Annotated in this window: 19 protein-coding genes; 9 read left to right on the top strand and 10 right to left on the bottom strand. The window is 37.3% G+C overall.

Annotation, left to right across the window (positions count from 1 at the left end):
* The 4 genes from buk to U9Q18_07135 all read right to left on the bottom strand — a co-directional run.
* Positions 1-936 (bottom strand): butyrate kinase (buk, locus tag U9Q18_07150; protein MEA3314135.1); only part of this gene is annotated, 936 nt, incomplete at its 3' end.
* Positions 937-988: 52 nt separating this feature from the next.
* On the bottom strand, positions 989-2,236 hold the full coding sequence (locus tag U9Q18_07145; GenBank protein MEA3314134.1) for a Glu/Leu/Phe/Val dehydrogenase: 1,248 nt from the start codon (positions 2,234-2,236) through the stop codon (positions 989-991).
* Positions 2,237-2,374: 138 nt separating this feature from the next.
* On the bottom strand, positions 2,375-2,974 hold the full coding sequence (locus tag U9Q18_07140; protein ID MEA3314133.1) for a deoxynucleoside kinase: 600 nt from the start codon (positions 2,972-2,974) through the stop codon (positions 2,375-2,377).
* Positions 2,974-4,101, bottom strand: a complete 1,128-nt coding sequence (locus U9Q18_07135; protein MEA3314132.1) for an acyl-CoA dehydrogenase family protein — start codon at positions 4,099-4,101, stop codon at positions 2,974-2,976. The genes U9Q18_07140 and U9Q18_07135 overlap by 1 nt, the downstream gene beginning before the upstream one ends.
* An 84-nt stretch (positions 4,102-4,185) precedes the next feature.
* Between U9Q18_07135 and U9Q18_07130 the strand changes: the two genes are divergently transcribed.
* Positions 4,186-5,865: an ABC-F family ATP-binding cassette domain-containing protein gene (locus tag U9Q18_07130; protein MEA3314131.1), complete on the top strand. Its 1,680-nt coding sequence runs from the start codon at positions 4,186-4,188 to the stop codon at positions 5,863-5,865.
* Here U9Q18_07130 and U9Q18_07125 read toward each other — a convergent pair.
* A complete protein-coding gene (locus U9Q18_07125) occupies positions 5,842-6,519 on the bottom strand; it encodes a DUF554 domain-containing protein (GenBank protein ID MEA3314130.1) in 678 nt (225 codons plus the stop codon). The two genes, U9Q18_07130 and U9Q18_07125, sit on opposite strands and share 24 nt — an antisense overlap.
* Before the next feature lie 137 nt (positions 6,520-6,656).
* On the opposite strand from U9Q18_07125, the gene U9Q18_07120 reads away from it, so the two are divergent.
* The 5 genes from U9Q18_07120 to U9Q18_07100 all read left to right on the top strand — a co-directional run bounded on the left by U9Q18_07120 (position 6,657) and on the right by U9Q18_07100 (position 11,001).
* Positions 6,657-6,977: a metalloregulator ArsR/SmtB family transcription factor gene (locus U9Q18_07120; GenBank protein ID MEA3314129.1), complete on the top strand. Its 321-nt coding sequence runs from the start codon at positions 6,657-6,659 to the stop codon at positions 6,975-6,977.
* Positions 6,978-6,982: 5 nt separating this feature from the next.
* Entirely contained in the window at positions 6,983-7,336 is a 354-nt protein-coding gene (locus U9Q18_07115) for a carboxymuconolactone decarboxylase family protein (protein ID MEA3314128.1), read from the top strand.
* A gap of 109 nt (positions 7,337-7,445) precedes the next feature.
* Positions 7,446-8,816 carry a dihydrolipoyl dehydrogenase gene (gene lpdA / locus U9Q18_07110; protein MEA3314127.1) on the top strand — a complete coding sequence of 457 codons (1,371 nt, stop codon included), beginning with the start codon at positions 7,446-7,448 and terminating at the stop codon, positions 8,814-8,816.
* Between the two features lie 202 nt (positions 8,817-9,018).
* Positions 9,019-9,654: a redox-sensing transcriptional repressor Rex gene (locus U9Q18_07105; GenBank protein ID MEA3314126.1), complete on the top strand. Its 636-nt coding sequence runs from the start codon at positions 9,019-9,021 to the stop codon at positions 9,652-9,654.
* Positions 9,655-11,001: an acetate kinase gene (locus tag U9Q18_07100; protein ID MEA3314125.1), complete on the top strand. Its 1,347-nt coding sequence runs from the start codon at positions 9,655-9,657 to the stop codon at positions 10,999-11,001.
* A 203-nt stretch (positions 11,002-11,204) separates the two neighbouring features.
* On the opposite strand, the gene U9Q18_07095 is transcribed toward U9Q18_07100, so the two are convergent.
* A complete protein-coding gene (locus tag U9Q18_07095) occupies positions 11,205-11,624 on the bottom strand; it encodes a 23S rRNA (pseudouridine(1915)-N(3))-methyltransferase RlmH (GenBank protein MEA3314124.1) in 420 nt (139 codons plus the stop codon).
* Between the two features lie 40 nt (positions 11,625-11,664).
* Here U9Q18_07095 and U9Q18_07090 point away from each other — a divergent pair, with 40 nt between their 5' ends.
* From U9Q18_07090 to folK, 3 genes are read left to right on the top strand one after another with little or no spacing between them, the layout of a single operon-like run.
* Positions 11,665-12,678 carry an alpha/beta hydrolase-fold protein gene (locus tag U9Q18_07090; GenBank protein ID MEA3314123.1) on the top strand — a complete coding sequence of 338 codons (1,014 nt, stop codon included), beginning with the start codon at positions 11,665-11,667 and terminating at the stop codon, positions 12,676-12,678.
* A gap of 9 nt (positions 12,679-12,687) precedes the next feature.
* Positions 12,688-13,869 carry a dihydropteroate synthase gene (gene folP / locus U9Q18_07085; protein ID MEA3314122.1) on the top strand — a complete coding sequence of 394 codons (1,182 nt, stop codon included), beginning with the start codon at positions 12,688-12,690 and terminating at the stop codon, positions 13,867-13,869.
* Positions 13,862-14,320, top strand: a complete 459-nt coding sequence (gene folK / locus U9Q18_07080; protein ID MEA3314121.1) for a 2-amino-4-hydroxy-6-hydroxymethyldihydropteridine diphosphokinase — start codon at positions 13,862-13,864, stop codon at positions 14,318-14,320. Before folP ends, folK begins: the two co-directional genes overlap by 8 nt.
* On the opposite strand, the gene U9Q18_07075 is transcribed toward folK, so the two are convergent.
* From U9Q18_07075 to U9Q18_07060, 4 genes are all read right to left on the bottom strand, one after another.
* Complete coding sequence (locus U9Q18_07075; protein ID MEA3314120.1) at positions 14,317-15,114, bottom strand: metallophosphoesterase; 798 nt, start codon at positions 15,112-15,114, stop codon at positions 14,317-14,319. The genes folK and U9Q18_07075 overlap by 4 nt on opposite strands.
* Positions 15,115-15,239: 125 nt before the next feature.
* Entirely contained in the window at positions 15,240-15,875 is a 636-nt protein-coding gene (locus tag U9Q18_07070) for a phosphoribosyltransferase family protein (GenBank protein ID MEA3314119.1), read from the bottom strand.
* The gene (locus U9Q18_07065; protein MEA3314118.1) at positions 15,862-16,293 is read right to left on the bottom strand and encodes a polymer-forming cytoskeletal protein; all 432 of its coding nucleotides are present in this window, start codon (positions 16,291-16,293) and stop codon (positions 15,862-15,864) included. Before U9Q18_07065 ends, U9Q18_07070 begins: the two co-directional genes overlap by 14 nt.
* Positions 16,294-16,305: 12 nt before the next feature.
* Positions 16,306-17,268 (bottom strand): M23 family metallopeptidase, encoded by a 963-nt coding sequence (locus U9Q18_07060; protein ID MEA3314117.1) that lies wholly within the window; start codon positions 17,266-17,268, stop codon positions 16,306-16,308.
* Positions 17,269-17,872 lie beyond the last annotated feature (604 nt).

Raw genomic sequence — 17,872 nt, 5'->3', positions numbered from 1 at the left:
AGTTAATATCTTAGAGTAAGCGATACCCCCGGTAATAATAATAGCATCGACATTTCCTTGTAACACAGTGCTCACCTCGCCAATAGTCTTTGCAATCTGGTATGCCATCGCTTCATACACAAGTCTTGTGTGTTTGTCTCCATCTTTTATTCTTTTCTCTACTTCAATTGCAGAGTTTATCCCTAAATGAGAAACAAGCCCACCTTTCCCTGCAAGGTTCTTTTTCATTTCTTCATAAGTATATTTTTTTGAATAACAAAGATTTACAAGACCTATTACAGGCAATCCTCCTGCACGTTCCGGAGAAAATGGCCCGTCGCCATTTAAAGCATTATTTACATCAACTGCCTTCCCTTTGCAGTGTGCTGCAATAGATATGCCACCACCAAGGTGCACAACAATAAGATTTGCATCTTCATATGCCTTTCCGAGTTCTTTTGCAGCTTGACGCGCAATAAATTTTTGGTTTAAAGCATGCCATATAGACACTCTTCTAATCCCCTTGAAACCAGAAATCTTTGCAATTTCATTCATCTCATCAACAATAACAGGATCAACAATAAAAGCAGGTTTGCCTATTTGTGTTGAAAAAGCATACGCAATAATAGCGCCAAGATTTGATGCATGCTCTCCGTATCTTGCACTACTCAGATCGTTAACCATATCTTCGTTCACCAGGTACGTACCAGATTCAAGAGGATAAAGTAATCCTCCTCTTGCTCCAATCGCAGAAATTTCTTCTAACAAAATACCTTTACTCTTTAGAGTATTTAGAATAAGTTTTGTCCTAAATTCATGTTGATCAATAATTTTTTTATACTGTTTAATCTCGCTAGCGCTATGCCGAATAGTTTCATTGAATATTTCTTTTTCACCTTGAAACACAGCAATTTTTGTTGAGGTAGATCCCGGATTAACAACAAGGATACATTCCATTTACTCTCTCCTCTCAATATAAAAAATGGGGACTAAAGCCCCCATTTTTTATTTATACCCAGCCTTTTATTTTTATAGCTTCTGCAACACGTTCTACGGCAACCATATCTGTTGCCATTCTCATTGTAATGCTGCCTTCATACTTTTTAAACATCTCATGCGTTCTATGGAATGCATCTTTCATAATTTTCTCAAGTTTTTCATATGTTTCTTCTTCTGCCCAGTAATAACCATATGTATTCTGTACCCATTCAAAATAAGAAACTGTTACTCCGCCAGCATTTCCAAGAATATCGGGGATAACAAGTACATTATTTTGAGTAAGAATTGGGTCAGCTTCGGGTGTCACAGGACCATTTGCAAGTTCTGTGACAATCTTAGCTTTAATCTGTGATGCATTCTCCCCTGTAATTTGTGCCTGCAATGCAGCTGGAACAAGAATATCGACATCGAGTTCAAGCAATGCTTCGTTACTAATGTCCTGTGCTCCAGGGAATCCCTTTACAGTATGATGTTCTGTCTTATAATCATAAAGAGCAAAGGGATCAATACCATCAGGATTGTATGCACCACCTTTAGAATCTGTTGCAGCAACAATCTTCACGCCATCTTTATAAAGCAATTTTGCAGCAAATGAACCTGCATTGCCGTATCCTTGAATAGCCGCAGTCGCATTCTTCATATCAAGCCCAATCACCTTTACTGCTTCCCTTGTTGTATATAAACCACCCATTGCAGTAGCATTTCCTCTTCCTTTGGCACCGCCAACAATAAGAGGTTTTCCTGTGATAACACCAGGTGCTTTGTGCCCAACAATTTTTTCGTATTCATCCACCATCCATGCCATAATCTGTGGATTTGTGTACACATCTGGCGCAGGAATATCTTTATCAGGCCCGATAAAACGAGCAATCGCATCAATATATCCGCGACTCATTCTCTCAATCTCTCCTTGAGACATTTCCTTCGGATTACAGATAATTCCACCTTTTGAGCCACCATATGGAATTCCTACCACAGCGCACTTCAACGTCATAAGTGTTGCAAGCGCTTTCACATCATCAAATGTTTCATTTGGATGAAATCTGATACCGCCTTTTGTTGGCCCACAAGCATCATTATGTTGTACTCTAAAACCTGTAAAAACCTTTGTCTTGCCATTATCCATTTTTACAGGAATAGAAACTTGAAGTGAACGAAGGGGATGTTTGAGAATTTCAATAACTTCTGGAGATGTGCCCATTTTTTCACCAGCAATCTGGATCCTTTCCTGTGCTACTTCAAACCATGTTTTGCCCATAATAAAAACCTCCTTTGAAATGTATACTGCATATATTTGACAGCTTTCTTGCCGTAACAGCAAAAAAGCACTTAGAAAAATTTGATTTCATTTTCATCATGACATATTATAATACTTGACATTTTTTTTTCAATATATTTAATCACATTGTGAAAAATATAACGCATTTTTAACTCTTTCTATAAGTTCGTTTTTATCCGCATATATGTCGTCTGTTATCTTAATTTTTGGAAAATGCCAGTTTTTATAAAAATGCTTATATCTTTTATCCAAACTTTCCAAATATTCTTTTGGTATCTTCTCAAAATCTCTCCCCCTGCCTGCTATATTTCTCATTAATTCGTCGGTATCTTTTTCCAGATAAATAAGAAGATTCGGGGAAGGAAGGTGTCCTACCATAAGGCTATAAAGCTTATTGTACACCGCCCATTCTTCATCTGTCATAAGCCCTTCTTCATGAAGAGAGCGTGCAAATACTTCTTTATCCTCGTAAATGGAACGGTCAAGGACAGCAGGAACATTTGAAAGCAAAACGTGGTGAAGGATTTGTTCATAACGCAGCGCAAGAAAATTAATCTGTGTAGCAAAAGCCCATCTCTTCATATTCTTGTAATAATTTTTAAGAAAAAGGTTTCCTTGAAAATCTTCGAAATAAACGCTAAAGCCCATCTCTTTTGATACAATTTGAGAAAGGGAAGTTTTTCCTGCGCCAATGTTTCCCGAAACTACTATATACATTATTCTACCTCCTTAAGCAGTGCATTTGCTATAATAAGTTTTTGAATCTCATTTGTTCCTTCTATAATTTCGTACATTTTGGCCTCTTTGTATAATCGTTCCACCACATAATCTTGTATAAAACCATACCCTCCAAAAACCTGCACAGCAAGACGGGATACATCTACAGCCACCTGCGCTGTAAAATATTTTGCCATTGTCGCAATCTTTGTGGCCTCTCTTTTCTTTTGATCGGCAGCTTCAGCCGCTTTTAATATAAGGAGTTCAGCAGCCTCCACCTTTGTGCCCATATCTGCAATATGCGATTGTATCATTTCAAAAGAACTTATTGGCTTTCCAAACTGTTCCCTCTGCTTACTGTATCGTACACTTTCAATTAAAGCGCGTTTTGCAAGCCCCACAGCAGCAGAAGCAGCAGAAACACGACCTATATCAAGTACCCTTTTTGCGATAATAAATCCTGTCCCTTCGCGTCCAAGTAGTCTCTCTTTGGGAATTCTCACACCGTTCAAAAACAACGAGGCATTAGGAAGACCTGGAAGAGCCATCTTTTTTTCCTGTCTCCCTATAACAAAATTTTTATCTTCTCTTTCAACGATAAAGGCAGAAATACCTCTTGCTCCTCTCTCTTTATCCGTCTTTGCCATGACGATATATAAATCAGATAAACCTGCGTTAGTAGTAAATGCCTTTGTACCGTTCAAGATATAAAAATTGCCATCTTTTATAGCTTCCGTTTCCAACGAAGCCGGATCAGACCCTGCATTTTGTTCGGTAAGAGCAAAAGAGCCAATTAACCGCCCTTTTATTAAATCAGGAAGGTATTTTTCTTTCTGCTCTTCTCCTCCCCCAAAAAGAACAGAAAATACAGCAAGACAATGCGCCCCAAGAACACTTGCAATCGTACCGCTGTATTGTGAAATAATAGTTGCCGTTTTTGAGTAAATAATAGAGCTTTGCTCTAGCCCTCCATATTTTTTCGGAAAAGGTAACGCCATAAAACCATGAGAAGAAAGTTCTTTTAAGATTTCTTTTATAAATTTACCATCAAGATCGATCTCTTTTTCATACGGCTGGATATATTTTTTACAAAAATCATGCATAGCAGTCAATACTTCATTTTCCATATTTCACCTCTTCCTTTTTCGCTTGTAAAATCTAAATCATTTTATATTATAAGATAAAATTTTCAAAATGCATCAAGGAGAAAAATGTTAATAGTAGATAAAATAAATTTTGTAAACAAAGGAGAAAAAATTTTAAGAGATGTCACTTTCTCGGTAGATAGAGAGCATAAAATTCTTGTAGGAGAAAATGGCACAGGAAAGACCACGCTATTAGAAATCATCATTGGATCTCTTGCGCCAGATAGCGGTAAAGTTCTTTTAAACGGAACTTTTGCATACATACCGCAGGAAATAAAATTTTTAGATAGAACTGGGATAGAAGAAATAGAAAGTGCATTTCAAAGCATTAAAACTATCGAAGAGAAACTTTCTCACATAGAAAAAAGTGAAAACTTTAACGAAAAATACGGCAAGTTAATCGCACAATACGAAAGTATCGGAGGATATAGCTATAAGCAGACAATTTGCAGTATGATGGAGAAGTTCTGTTTAAGCGAAGAAACAGTTTCACTGAAACTCCGAAACATGAGCGGAGGTGAACGCACAAAATGCTTGATTATCAAAGCGCTTCTTTCCCAACCAGACCTGCTCATTCTGGATGAACCAACAAACCACCTGGATATAGAATCGATAGAAGCATTGGAAGAAAGTTTGAAAAAATTCAACGGGGGCTTGCTCATCGTTTCGCACGATAAAACATTTATTAACCGGATAGCAACTCATATACTTCACTTAAATGGCAGAGAGGTAGAAGAATATAAGGGAAATTACGACAAATTTGATGAAACAAAAAACAGAAATGATGCCACTAAAATAAAAGAAAGAGAAAGATTGCTAAAGATAATTGAAAAAGAAAAAATATTTATAGAAAAATTCAGGTACGGCACAAGGGCAAAACAGGCAAAAAGCAGGGAGAAAAAACTGCAGAAAATCAAAGTCCCTGAAGTAGAAAAAGAGAGGCAGAAGAAAATACAAATAGAAATGGCAGGAAGAGGCGGAGAAAAGGTAGCGGAGTTGTTTCACATAAAGAAGAGTTTTGGCCAGAAAAATGTTCTTAACGATATAACCCTTCTAATAAAGCGGAAGGAAAGAATAGGAATACTTGGAAGAAATGGCAGCGGAAAATCCACCCTGCTTAAAATTATTGTAGGAAAAGAAAACGCAGATTCTGGCAGTGTAAAGATAGGCAATAGCATAAACATCGGCTACTTTCCACAAGATGCATTTCTCATGGATCCTGAATCGACACCGCTGAACGAAATAATCGCATACGGATTCACAATTCCGGATGCAAGAGATGTTTTAGCACTGTTTGACTTCACAGGAGACGACGTATTTAAAAAAATAAGAGAGTTCAGCGGCGGTGAAAAGAAAAAACTGCTCCTTGCAAAAATGAGCATAATGAAAGGGAATTTCCTGGTGCTTGACGAAGTTACAAACCACCTAAGCATACCGATGAAAGAAGCAGTACTGGAAGCGCTGAAAAATTTCGACGGTACAATTCTGCTTGTAACACATGACAGATACGTATTAAAAAATTTAGTCAACAAAACATATTATTTGAAAAACGGAAAACTACACGCAAAACAATTAGAAGACGAAAAAACCACAAAAAATAATTCGCAAAAAGAAATAAATAAAATAAATAACCGCATCGCCTATCTCGAAAAACTCTTAAAGAACAAACCCAATAACGAGAAAAAACTAAAAGAACTTAACATACTAAAAAAGAAAGTCCAGCTACTTTACAAGAAGAGTAAATAAGACAGCATAAGCAAGAGCAGGCAAGAGATTTAATATCTTTATCTTCTTTATCTGTAAAAGTTCAAATCCTAAGGCAATAATAAGTACTCCACCGACAGATGTCAGGTTGTTGATATATGCAGGGTTTGCAAGAAACTGTAATTTACTTCCCAGAAGTGTCAAACTTCCCTGAATAACGAACACAGAACCGGCAGAAAAAATAACACCGATACCAAAACTTGACGCAAGTGTAAGAGAAGTAATGCCATCCATAACAGATTTTGTGTATAGAAGGGTAGCATCACCGGTAAGTCCTTCCTGAATAGAACCCACGACAGTCATAGCACCAACACAGAAAATAAGTGTTGCCGTGATAAAACCTTCCGCAAAATGTGGGGAATCGGGAGACACTCTACTTTTCAATCGTTCTATTACGCTGGTAAGATGTGCTTCCAGCCGCAACGCCTCCCCGGTAATACCGCCAAGAATAAGTGCAAGAAACACAATGATAAAATGCTCCCCTTTTAGCATCATTGATGTTCCTATCAAAAAAGTAAATAGGCCGATTGCCTGAATAATAATGGCTTTAAAACGCTTTGGAAGCTTGTCTCCGATAAAAATCCCCAGGCTGCTTCCAACTATAACTGCAATAATATTTACAATTGTGCCTTTCATACAAAAATTATATATCTTTCAAACATTTTGGCAACAGCAAACATATATACAAACCAAATAGTACATTTTTTTCATATTGTGAAAATTTTCTCACAACGTATTGACATATTAAAATATTATAATATACTGAATTTATAATGAAAACAAAAAAAGAATTATACAAGGATTTAAAAACATGCAGAGAATTATCGGAATTTATTACAGCATTAGGTAATCCGGGGAGAGTTGCAATAGTATGTTTCCTCAAAGATGAGCCAAAAAATGTAAGCACAATTTCTAAAACACTGAACATACCACAATCTTCTGTATCAATCCACCTCAATAATTTACGTCATATGGGATGGGTAAAGAAAGAAAAAAATGGAAGAGAAGTTTTTTATGCAATAAGCGATAAAAAAATAATATCACTATTAGAAGATTTATCGAGACAATTTTTGATCATAAAAGAAGGGAGGTGACAACCATGGGAGACGTAACAACAAATGCACAGAAATATCTGGAGCAGTTTCATGACCTCGTCCAGAGACTCGGAAAAGAAGACCCAGATTTTGCAGGTGCTTTAATGGAATTTGTAAAGCAGGCAGAAAAACCAGGCGCACTTACAACAAAAACGAAAGAACTTATCTCTATAGCGCTCGGCGTTGCAGCCCACTGCCCATTTTGCATTGCATTCCACGTTAAAAACGCAATTGCAGAAGGAGCAACAAAAAAGGAAATCCTTGAATCCTGTTTAGTAGCAGGTCTTATGGGAGGCGGTCCAGCAATTGCATACATCAGATACGTAGTTGATGCATGTGACCAGTTTGATGCAAAATAATCAATTTTTTACTCTTAAAAGCCCTCTTTTAAGAGAGGGTTCTTAAGATACTAATAAAAATTATTTTTCAATTTTATATAATAAAAGTAGCAAAGGAGGCGTAACTAAAATGGAAGAATTTGATGTAGCAATTATAGGGGCAGGTTCCGGTGGATATGTTGCAGCAATAAGAGCCGCAGATTTAGGAAAGAAAGTTGTAATCATCGAACACAGAGAAATCGGAGGAACATGCTTAAATAGGGGTTGCATTCCTACAAAAGCGCTGCTAAAAATGGCAGAAATATACACCTGCACAAAAGAATCCCAATCATTTGGTATAATAGTTGGAAATGTATCTTTTGACCCGAATGCAATTCAAAGGAGAAAAGACGCAGTTATACGACGGCTCGTAGCGGGAATAAACTTCCTATTTAAGGCAAGGAAAATTGTAGTGAAAAAAGGAAACGGGAAATTTTTAGACCCACACATAATAGAGATTACAAGCGATGAAGGCACAGAAAAAATAAAGGCAAAAGATATTATTATTGCAACGGGGTCAGAACCAGCAATAATGCCAGCATTCAAAATTGATAGAAAAAATGTGCTCACAAGTGACGAAGCGCTGAACCTCACGGAATACCCCAAAAACATACTTATCGTGGGAGCAGGAGCAATTGGCGTTGAATTTTCGACAATTTTTTCCGCATTTGGTACAAAAGTAACCATCGTCGAAATGATGCCTCAAGTTATCCCAGCACTAAAAGACAGAAAACTTGCATCAATGTTTCAGAGAACGCTCATTAAAAAGGGTATTGAAATAAAAACGGGAACAAAAATCGATAATATAAAAATACAAGGAAACGGGAATGCCGTGTCCACTTTAAGTAGCGGAGAGGAAATTACAACTGAAAAAGTATTAGTTTCCATTGGAAGAAAACTAAATTCTACAGGCATTGGCATTGAAAAATTGGGCATTAAAACTGAAAAAGGAAAAATCATCACGAATGAAAAACTCAGAACAAACATACCAAACATTTATGCAATAGGCGATGTAATAGGAGGTTCACTCCTTGCACATAAAGCGCAAAAAGAAGGAGGTATTGTCGCAGAAATTATTGCTGGAGAAGATAAAAAAATGGATTACAGGGTTGTGCCCTGGGCCATCTTTTCATCACCAGAAATTGCATCAGTAGGGATAACAGAAGAAGAAGCAAAAGAAAACGGTATCGACACTATTGTATCTGAATTCCCATTCCTGGCAAATGGAAAAGCAGTAGTTATGAATAATACAGATGGAGAAGTAAAAATTATAGCAAAGAACGATACAAAAGAAATTATCGGTGCACAAATTATCGGACCGGAAGCATCCGTAATGATAGCAGAACTTGCGCTGGCAGTGGAAAATAAACTTACTTTAAACGATATAGCATATACTATCCATGTCCATCCAACGCTTCCAGAAGCAATAATGGAAGTAGCAAAAAGTGGACTAGAAAAGTAATTCACGCAGTAAAAAAGTAAAAAATCTCCATTAAAATTTCACAAATATAAAGAGGCTCTACTGAGAGCCCTCTTTATATGGGTTTAAAACGAAAAGATAATTTTTGGTATTAACCCAACTCTTATTTTATTTGTGAAAAATGTTTGTAATTTTCCCAGATTTTCGTTAGAATACCATTAAAGATACCGGGAGGAAAATATAAGTGGACATACCATTTGCAACAATTGAAAAAATAACAAAATATTTAAGATGCTTAAAACGTATAAGAAATAAGAAAATTAAATTCGTATCATCACAAACGCTGGCAGAACATACCAATGTAACGGCCGAACAAGTACGAAAAGACCTCGCATACTTCGGCAAATTTGGCAGGACAGGTACAGGTTATAATATAGAAAAACTTGCAAAAAAATTAGAGAAAATACTCAACCCAAAGCTAAACTGGAACGTTTGCATTATAGGAGCAGGTGCCCTTGGGCATGCTTTGACAAACTATCCCGACTTTAAAAAAGCTGGGTTCAATATCATCGCTCTGTTTGATGGTGATCCAAAAAAAATAGGGAATAAAATCGGCACCGCAAAGATATATGATGTTAAAAAATTTTCAGCTATTATAGAAAAAAAAGAAATAGAAATCGCTATTATTGCTACGCCTGAAAATGCAAAAGAAGAAATCGAACAAATTATAGCGAAAAGCAAAATCAAAGGAATAATTAATTTTACGCCGTTGACATTGGACATAAAAAGCAAACGGAAAATACCAATCATTGATGTAGACTTATCTCAAAAAATGTATATATTATCTTATCTAATTACAAAAGGAAAGAGGAGGCAATAAATGGATATTTTGACACTAAATTGTGGGAGTTCATCAGCAAAATATCAATTGTACAGGTGGAAAGAAAAAAGAATTCTTGCAAAAGGAATTGTAGAAAGAGTAATTGTCGGTGGCTCATTCATCGTCCACGAAGTCATGGGCAAAGAAAAAGTAAAAGTAGAAAGGGAATGTCCCACTCACAAAGAAGCTATTGCGCTCATTATGGAAACGCTAATACACCCAAAACACGGAGTTCTTGACAATGTATCTCAAATACAAGCAGTAGGTCACAGAGCTGTACACGGTGGAGAAAAATTCAAAAAATCCGTCATCGTTAACGACGAAGCAATGAACACATTTAAAGAACTTGCAGACCTTGCCCCACTACACAACCCCCCAAATATTATGGGTATTGAGGCAGCACAACAACTCATGCCAAACATCCCGCACATGGCAATTATGGACACGGCATGGCACCAAACGATGCCAAATTTTTCATACATATATGCACTTCCGTACGAATGGTACGAAAAAAACCATGTAAGAAGATATGGTTTCCACGGAACCTCCCTCCTTTATGTCGCTAAAAGAGCCGCAGTGCTTCTTGGAAAAGATCCCTTTAAAACAAACATCGTTTCAGCACACATCGGGAACGGTGTAAGCTTTAATGCCGTAAAAAACGGTGTTTCTTTTGACACAAGCATGGGATTGACACCTCTGGAAGGAGCAGTAATGGGAACTCGTGCAGGCGACCACGATGCTGGAATTGACCTGCATATGATGGAGAAATTAGGGCTCTCACCAAGCGAAATGAACAAAATATTAAACAAAAAAAGCGGAGTTTTAGGAATTACTGGCAAGTACACAGATAGAAGAGACGTAGAAATTGCAGCAAAAAAAGGAGACGAGCGTGCTAAACTTGCCATCGAAATTGAAGGATACAGAGGCAAAAAATATATCGGTGCCTATATGGCAGCACTGGGACATACCGATGCCATCGTATTTACTGCAGGCGTAGGAGAAATGAGTCCGACAATCAGAAATAAGATGATCCAGGGACTTGAAGAATTTGGCGTGATAATAGACCAAGAAAAAAACGAACTTTCCCACACAAGAAACGCAGAAACAGACATCACAGGCAAGGGTTCAAAAGTAAAGATATTCGTCATTCCAACAGATGAAGAGCTCGTAATGACAGAGGATACTGTAGCACTGCTTGAGGGAAGATATGACGTGCACACAAATTTCCGTTATTCATTTGAGGATCCACATTATATAAATAAATTGAGAGAAGAAAGTTTTAAGAAAGATTTAGAAAAAAATCCAGAACTTCTAAAAATAAAAGCAAAAATACCCGGAATAGGTTAATGCTAAACGATAATCAAAGTATTACTGCCCGTCTTTCCTTGTATTAATGAGACAGTAGCAAGACAAAACAAATTAAAGCCCTCATAAGAGGGCTTTTCTTCTCAAAAATACGCTTACCAATTTTTTCATCAGCAAACAGTGCAGCAAAAGAGCCAGCAACAGGAAGACACGCAGCATGCATCCAAGTCGCTGCAGCATAGAATTTATTTATGGTACTTCTCACCCCTTATAATGGTGAACGCGCGGTAAATCTGCTCAACAAGTACCATTCTTGCCATTTCATGTGGAAGAGTTAACTTTGAAAGTGAAAGAAGAAAATCAGCTTTTTTGCGAAACTCGTCAGAAAATCCTTCTGCATCCCCCACAAAAAACACAATGTCCCTCACAGAAGAAATCATCATTTTTTCTATAAACAAAGCAAATGCAGCAGATGTAAGCACTTTTCCTTTTTCATCAAGCAAAACATTGAAAGTATCAGCACCGATAAATCGGCTAAGGTGTTTCTCTTTTACCTCAACTATTTCAAAAGGAATGTAGTGGACAATCCGTTTTGAATAATCCAATACGCCTTTCTTTATGTACTCTTTTTTTATCTTGCCGACTGCAATAATTTTTATCCGCATGTCCTATTTTAAAATTTTTTAAAATTTAGTAAAATGAAATATGGAAAATAAAGTACCTGAAATTAAAAACAACTGCGTTAAGTTTATCTACAATGGAACAGCAAAAAAAGTGTCCATTATAGGAGATTTTAACAGCTGGCAGAAAGAACCTTTGTTTCAAGTAAAAGAAAATGAATGGGCTATAACAAAGCAATTTCCTTCAAACGCACGGTTTGATTACAAATTCATTGTGAATGAAGAAGAAATACTGGATCCATTAAATCCGAATAAAACTGAAGGAGGCTTTGGCTTCAACTCCGAACTGCAAATGCCCCATTTTCATTATCCTATTGCAATAAAGTTGCATCAGAATATTCCTCACGGAACTATTAAAAAATATACGGTCAATAGTAACAACTATTGCAATTACAAACGGGATGTCTATCTCTACAAACCATATAAATCGCCACACAAAAAGTCTCCGCTGCTCATCTTCCAGGACGGTTTAGAATACATCATATTTGGCTCGGCACGAAATACGTTAGATTACCTTATACATAAAGAAAAAATACCGGACACATACGCCCTGTTTGTCGATATACGCAAAGAAAACCGGTCAAAAGAGTACTCTCCCAACTCATGTTACGGAAAATTCCTCGTAGAGACCATTCAATTTGCAGAAAAAAAGGCAAACATAAAATTCGACAAAAAATACCTTGTTGGGACTTCTTTGGGAGGTTTTGTATCCGTTGCCCTCCTTCTTGAACACCCTGACCTATTTAACGGAGCAATTTCACAGTCAGGAGTTTTTCTCTTTAAAAAAGAAACAGATTTTGGCAATCTCAACAAAAAAATCATCTATATGGATAGCGGAAAATACGAAACAAAGGCAACCAGTTCGTTAAATATACTTAATCTGAACAAAAAATACAGACAAGAATTCAAAAAAAGCGGAGCTACAGTTTCTTACAAAAAGTGGAACGACGGACACTCCTGGGGTAATTGGAAAACACACCTTCCCCTTGCCCTAAAATATATTTTTACTTCAGGTCGTACCAAACCCAACTCGAAGTAAAGGAAAATAATGATTATAAGAAAAATAAAAAAAGAATCGCTTTTAGAAGAGCTTAAATTAATTGGAGTAGATGAAAGGGCTTTTGATATATTAGAAAATAAAAGCAACCTGATAATTCTAAAACTACACAACATTAATGCTAAAGGCGCAAATATTCTCAAGCAAGAATTTATCAGCGCAGAGGGAGACGTAGCAGTACATCGAGATGTTGCAAGCTGGAAAATATCCTCGACGGACTGTCTGCTGATAGGTACGAAGCGCACATACAAAATAGTTCTTAAAAAACTTGCATTTGAACCTTTCTTTGGTCTCAACGAAATAAGGGAATTAGTGCAGAAAACTATCGCATCCAAACAACTCCCTGCATACAGTATAAGGAACAGAACATTTGATTTTGAAAAAGAAAAATTCATTATGGGCATCCTGAATATCACTCCTGATTCCTTTTCCGATGGCGGCCTGTACAATAGCATCGAAAAAGCGTTAAAGCACGTACAAACAATGATCCAAGAAGGAGCAGATATCATAGACATAGGCGGCGAATCCACGCGTCCCGGTGCAGAAAAAATAACCGAAGAAGAAGAGAAGAAAAGGACAATACCAATAATAAAAGAAATCAGGAAAAATTTTCCGGACATACCCATCTCAATAGACACCTACAAAGCATCCATTGCAGAAGAAGCACTTAAAAACGGTGCAGATATCATTAATGACATCAGCGGGCTTCAATTTGACGAGAAAATGCAAAACATTGCAAGAGAGTTTGATGCACCGGTAATTATAATGCATATAAAAGGCACTCCCAAAAACATGCAGCAAAACCCGCAATATGAAGACATAATGAAAGAACTTTTAGAATACTTTGACGAAAGAATAAATGCATTAACAGACTTTGGCATCAAAAAAATCATCATTGACCCCGGCATTGGATTCGGGAAAAGATTAGAAGATAACTTGAAAATCATAAAAAATATAGAGGAATTTAGCATCTTTAACCTGCCTATCCTTCTCGGCGTCTCGCGAAAATCATTTATCGGAAACGTGCTTAACAAAACAGTAGAAAACAGGCTTTACGGCTCTGCCGCAGCAAATGCGTATGTACTGCTGAAAGGCGCAAACATCATAAGAGTTCACGACATTACACCGCATAAAGATCTAATCAAAATGCTCAAAGCAATAAAAAATGCATAGAGTATTCATCGCAATCGGCACAAATCTCGGGGATAGAAATAGAAATATCGAGTTTGCCATTAAAAAAATGGAAACAAACCAGATTACTGTCATCAAAAAATCTCCCGCATACTCAACTATGCCGTATGGTTATAAAAACCAACCGATGTTTCTAAACTGCGTTGTAGAAGCACAAACAGCTTTGTCGGTAGAAGTGTTATTGCACACACTTCAAAAAATAGAAAAAGAAATGGGGAGAATAAAAAAAATACATTGGGGCCCCAGAATTATCGATTTAGACATCATATTTTTCGACAGCGACATCGTAAACAAGCCAGATCTGCAAATACCGCACCCGGACATGCACAGCAGGGATTTTGTCTTAAAACCGCTGAAGGACATCGCTCCAGATTTCGTGCATCCCATTCTGCATAAAACAGTGAAAGAACTTTTAGAACAATTAACCAGCTAACTTTTCTTCCGAAGCGTGATGACTGTCAATTCAGGCGGAGACAAAAAACGTACAGGAATGTGGCTCGTGCCAATGCCCCGATTTACATACAGATAAGTACCTTCTACTCTAAACAATCCTGATAGAAAACGCGTCCCAAATTTAGAAGGCACAAAAATAGCCGTTATAAACGGCACTTTAACCTGTCCGCCATGCGTATGCCCGGAAAGCACAAGTTGAGGTTTATATTTCAAAGCATCATAAATGATATCAGGACAGTGCGTAAGCATAACAACAAAACTGTTTTTAGGGATACTTTTAAATGTTTTTCCAAGATCTCCATTTCCAGTAAATGAATCATCCGTACCTGCAATAAAGAATTCTTTCCCGTTTCTTTCAATAACAGCGTACCCGTTTATAAGCACAGAGATCCCTTTATCCTCAATGCTTTTTATGAGAAAATCAAGATTTTCAGCTCTGTGGTCCCAATTACCCAATACTGCAAACACATATCGGCTCTTTCCCGCAATGTTTTTGCAAAAATCTTTGCCTATCGCCGTTAAATATTTGCCGTTAAAATCGCCGGTTATTGCAATCATATCCGGTTTTTCAGTGTCAATCGCTGTCAAAACTTTTACATGAAGAGGTGTAAAGTGTGAAAGGTGAAAATCCGAAACCTGACCAATCTTAAACCCGTCGAACTCATCAGGCAAATCATCAAACAACAAATCAAGCCGCTCAATCGAAAGTAAAAACGGCTCAATTAAAAATGCATAAACAAGTAGTCCTAAAGAAATTAAAAAAACATATTTCATTTTCTAACCTACTTCCCCTCTATCCAAATTTAATATAAAAGACAAGAAAAACAAGGATAAACGCAGCGCATATCTAAATAAGGACGCAACTGCAACGCAAAGACAAAAAATTTCAACTTACCAAATTATTCAGCAAACTTCAAGCTTTCTTGAATATATTTCCTGACCGTTTCTTCGGTAAGTTGAGGAAATTCATCAAAATACGGGGACACCGCATAAAAATATCTATCCACCAGAGGACAAACAACTTCGCCAAGCTGCTTAAGTTTTTCATACCCCTCAAGCGAAGCAACGGGTACAGATACATAAAGCTTTGCGGGGTTTAATGCTTTAAGAGTTTTTGCGGCAAGGAAAAGTGTTTCGCCTGTCGCAATACCGTCGTCGACAATTAATATATTCTTCTCCCTAATCCTTGAATAATCAAACTTCAGCCCGAACGCCTTTTCTCTTCTTTCAAGCTCTGCCATTGTCTTTTCCTTTGCTGCTTCCACATAATCGCTTGTTTCTCCTCCTGCAAGTTCGTTCAATACAACTTCCCCGGTAATCGAAACAGCGCCTATTGCAAGCTCAGGATTGTAAGATGCAGGTATTTTATGTATAACGACAGGGAGAATGGCTTTCTTCAAAACCTTTGCAATTGGGTAAGCAATTTCCATCCCACCTCTGGGCACTGCAAATAAAAAAGAGAGGTTTTTATCCAAACCTCTCTTTTTTATTTTATCTAAAAGAATTTCTCCTGCGTGAATTCTATTTTTGTACACTTTTTAAATCTGTCGTTTTAAGCCCTTCTTTTTGAGGAATTTCTTTTTTTTCTAAAGTTTTTGTAACGCATTTCCCGGTGAAAACTGCTCCTTCCTCTACGGAAAATTTATCCGTTGTGATATCGCCATACACTTTCCCTGATGCAACAATTTCTACAATTTCTGTTGCCGTAATGTTCCCTTCAACTTGCCCTAAAACAACAACTCTCGCTGCATCGATATCAGCTTTGGCTACCGATGATTCGGCAATAGTAATTATGCCTTTCCCTTTAATAGAGCCCTCTATCTTTCCCTCAACACGAAGCGAGCCAGGACATACAACATCTCCTTTCATAGATAAATCTTTTGCAAAAACAGATTGGCTTGAACTGCTCTGCCCTTTACTTATACTTTCTTTTTTTGATGAACCAAATGCCATTCTTTTGACCTCCTATTTTAGATAATTCAGTGGATTTACTGAAATTCCGTTTACTCGTATTTCGTAGTGAAGGTGAGCTCCGGTAGATAAACCTGTGTTTCCTTCATATCCTATTACCTGCCCTTTTTTTACGGTTTCGCCATATTTAACCACAGTCCTGGACAAATGGCCATAAATTGTTTCTATGCCATCTCTATGATAAATCTGAACAGTATAACCATATCCGCCGTACCATCCCGCAGACGTGACAGTGCCATCAGCAGTTGCACGGATTGGAGCACCGTAATAAGCACAAATATCTATCCCTTTGTGGAATTCCCATCCTCCGCCAAACGGGTTTGTCCTCCAGCCAAAATAAGAAGATATGTATCCCTGAAGAGGCCATATGTTGGGAGTTCGTGCAAGAAGCACATTGTATTCATCTGCCGCATCTTTTAATAAATTTAACGTCTCTGCTCTCTCTTCGGCAATCAAAGTCACATTACTCTGCTCGTATAAAAGCTGCGCAACACTAACAGGCAATTCCACGGAAGATTCCAATTGAGCTTGCGGAGTTCGATCAAGCACATACTCCAAGCTCACTTTAGAATCACCCAGTTTTAGTGAATCTCTCACCTGTTTTTCAAGTGAAGACAGATAAACAATATATTCTTCGAATGCACCAAGCCTTGACTGCGTCTTGGCCACTTCGTCTTGAGCTTGCTGAAGTTCACGCGCTTGAGCAGAAACAATATCGTTAAATTTCATCCCTTTAAAAAATGCAATTTCGTCGCTAAGTTTTTTATAAGAAAAAGCAAAAGAAGTAACTAATGCCATTAAAACGACAAAAACAACTAAACTTGTGTAAATTTGCTTTGAGGTAATTTTGATTACTTTCATTTTTCCTTGGTAATGGGGCATAATTATCAGGGAAAAACCACCTCTTTTGCGAATATTTTTCTTCCTTGTTCTTATTTTGTGTCTCTCAAGGTCCATTAATACCCTCCTCCTGAATTTTAATCCAATACTATTAAAAATATACCTCATATTTTTTTGTAGTCAATAGCAAATCAAAAAAAATCAAAATTAATAGAATATTTTTTATATTTTTGCGTACTCTTTTCTGTCGTTGCGTTCTTCCTCGTCATTGCTCTTTTTTCTTGTCTTTGCGCTCTTTTCCTTGGCATGCATTACGTCAAGTGAAGAAGCGTTAGCGACTGACGCGGCAATCCGACAGATTTATCGTCGTTGCGAGCATTCCTTTGGAATGCACGGCAATCTCCTCCTTAACAACAAACAATTGTTTTAAAAGAATAATAAACGGAAAAAAAGAAATTTTACTATGAGACTGCTTCGTCATTATATTCCTCGCAGAGACAAAGAATAAGTCATTGCACGGAGCGCAGCGACAAAGCAATCTCCTCCTTAACAACAAACAATTGTTTTAAAAGAGACAAAAAACGGGTCATTGCACTTTTTCCTTGTCATCGTATATACTACTCCAGGTTGTGAGGAAACATATCTTTGATTATACTTCGTATGTATGGTTGAAGATATGAGGGAAAGTGAGTAAGTTTGTTTCTGTCATTGGTTCATAGAA

The sequence above is a fragment of the Caldisericota bacterium genome (assembly GCA_034717215.1).
In the GTDB taxonomy this organism is placed as follows: Bacteria; Caldisericota; Caldisericia; order Caldisericales; family Caldisericaceae; genus UBA646.
Note: the sequence above shows the minus strand (reverse complement) of the source record. Positions and strands in the feature narration are given on the sequence as shown.